Genomic DNA, 2,831 nt, shown 5'->3' on the forward strand with positions numbered 1-2,831 from the left:
AATTATTCGTTTTGGTTAATGATGCTAATTTATTAAACTTTAATGAATTAGCAAAATAATTATGCTACTTTTATCAACTGTATTTTGTTAATAACTAACAACTTATATTAGTGCGAAACTTTAGTAAATAACTGTTTATACTTAATGTAATTTGTGGTGAAAACTTCGGCTATGTATTGATTAACAATATATTTTAAAGTCATATTTTAGTAAGATTATTTTTTACGACAACAAAGATAATATAAATTTCAAAAATCAGTTAAAAAATTTAAATAATTAATATCCTTACTCATATTTCAAAAGAAATTTGGGATTAATCGCTTTAAAGGAAACACGTCCGCTAATATCACGTTTTTCGTCTAAGGTTCTTAATACTATGCCTTCTCTTTGAATATTATTTAGTAATGATTTGCCTATTGATAATTCCACAAGTTTATCGATATCACTTATTAATTTATAATTTGTATCAATAATTGGAACTGTTTCAAGTTCTAAATCATTAATCAATTTTTTAAAATCTTCAAAACCCAAATATTCATATTTATCAATATCAAATGCATTGAAAAAGTAAATTTTTTGTCCTCTCATGTTATACTTGTTACTTTGTATTCCTTCTCCAATAATCTCTCCTTGAATTGCAATATTTTTGTTCAATTTTTTTAATTTCTCATCAATTTTTAATTCTTTTACAATTCCCCACAAAGTATTTTCTTCGGTGTAAAGTAATTCAAGATTTCGGGAGCAAACTCCAAATTCGCCATCTTTAAAGTAATAAGTAACAGAGCTACCATCTAATTTTTCGGTTATATAAAAATTATCTCCTTCGTATTTTTCTAATAATTCCTGTAAAACCTGAATTCGTGTTTCATCAGTTTTGGGAATAAAAGAAGGAAATTTCCCTTTTACTTTACCTTCTAAATGTGCAGGAACCGGATATTCATATTTTGTAATTTTCAATATTTCTGTAACATCCAGCCCTTCATTAATTTCAACATCATCAGTAAGTATTGATAATGGAAAACAAATTCCCTGCGAAACCTGTCCTCTGAGTTTAATTGTTCTTATCCGCATTTTTCTTGATTTCAGAAATTCAAATTCAGGTCTTTCGGGTAATAAACTATCAATTTCGCAATAAACACAAAGATCTCCAACTTTAAATTCATCTTTTTTTACAACTAATTGCCATCCTAAAACCTGTGCTTTTTCAATTGAATCGGCTCCTTCAATTGGTTCTATTGCTTTAATTTTTTGAATACTTGCTAATTTTCTCATAATGGATATTGTTTAATAAGTCGTGTCTCTAAGAAAACTCTGCAAAATTAGATTCCTATCTTTTTGCAATATTTTTATCTTTCTCAACTCACTGATGCTAAAGCATCGCCTCTTCTCAAAAAATAAAAATCTTAGAAATCATAAAATTTGATAGTTTTTTTAGAGGCACTAAGTATAGAGCAAATTTAATATTTTTTTTAAATCTATTATGAAAAAATAAAATAATTCAGTTTAATAGAAACGTTTACTACAAATATGAATGATAAAAACTATTCTGAATTCATTTCATATAAAATAAAAATAATTAAATTTGCAATGTAAATTTTGTGCTTAAAACATTTAAAATACTTCATATTTAAGCAATTATTCTTAAGGTAGATTCTATAAATACATTTCTTAAAATAGGAAAGGTAATAAAATTATAAAAGAATGAAAAAAATAATACTTACAACTGCTATAATCTGTATAGCGATAGTTGGTTTTTCTCAAACAACTGAGAAGGAGAAAAAGCTGAAAACCATGTCAAAAGATACAATAGATGGATGGAAATACGGAGGTACAATTGCCATTAATTTAACACAGGTTTCACTTACAAACTGGGCAGCAGGTGGTCAAAATTCTATTTCCGCCAGTGAATTATTAAGTTTATTTGCCAACTATAAAAAAGGTAAAAGCACATGGGAAAACTATCTGGATTTAAGTTACGGAAGCATAAAGCAAGGGAAGAATGCTAATTGGTGGAAAACCGATGATAAAATTGACTTTACATCTAAATTTGGACAGAAAGCATTTTCAAACTGGTATTATGCAGGCTTGTTAAATTTTAAAACCCAAATGGCAGCAGGTTACAATTACCCTGACGACAGCAACAAAATATCTGACTTTCTTGCTCCGGGTTATTTAATAGGTGCCATTGGTATGGATTACAAACCCAGCGATAATTTTACAGCTTTCATAGCACCATTAACTTCAAAAGTTACATTCGTTAATGACCAATCTCTTGCAAATGCAGGTGCTTTTGGAGTAGAACCTGCAACTTATGATACCGCAGGAAATTTACTTACATCAGGGAAAAAAAACCTCAGTGAATTTGGTGGATATATACGCCTCTTTTACAAAACAGATTTAATGAAAAACATTAGTATGCAAAGCAAATTAGATTTGTTTTCCAACTATATTGACAATCCACAATACATTGATGTAAACTGGGAGGTATTAATTTCCATGAAAATAAATAAATTCATTTCAGCCACACTGTCAACTCAATTGCTATACGACCATGATATTGACATAGCTGTTGATACAAACGGTGATGGAGTTACTGATGAAACAGGACCAAGAATACAATTTAAGGAAGTGTTGGGTGTAGGTTTTTCATATAAATTTTAACAAAAAAAATTAAGGGAGGTTCTATAAATAGTGTCTCTTATACAAAAACCGCCCTTAAGGTTTAGCAGTTATTTCCCCGCAAAACTTTTCATAATCCAGTTGAGCTTGGCTAAAGCCTAATTCTGCTGACTTTTTTAAATCTTCACAAGCATTTTCTTTATTTCCCAATT

Annotated in this window: 2 protein-coding genes; one reads left to right on the forward strand and one right to left on the reverse strand. The window is 28.8% G+C overall.

The window, feature by feature from the left end:
- Nucleotides 1-285 precede the first annotated feature (285 nt).
- Nucleotides 286-1,272: an RNA ligase (ATP) gene (locus tag U9R42_08140; GenBank protein ID MEA3495989.1), complete on the reverse strand. Its 987-nt coding sequence runs from the start codon at nucleotides 1,270-1,272 to the stop codon at nucleotides 286-288.
- Nucleotides 1,273-1,701: 429 nt separating this feature from the next.
- On the opposite strand from U9R42_08140, the gene U9R42_08145 reads away from it, so the two are divergent.
- Nucleotides 1,702-2,661, forward strand: coding sequence for a DUF3078 domain-containing protein (locus tag U9R42_08145; protein ID MEA3495990.1), 960 nt, complete (start codon nucleotides 1,702-1,704; stop codon nucleotides 2,659-2,661).
- Nucleotides 2,662-2,831 lie beyond the last annotated feature (170 nt).

Source organism: Bacteroidota bacterium (assembly GCA_034723125.1).
In the GTDB taxonomy this organism is placed as follows: domain Bacteria; phylum Bacteroidota; class Bacteroidia; order CAILMK01; family JAAYUY01; genus JAYEOP01.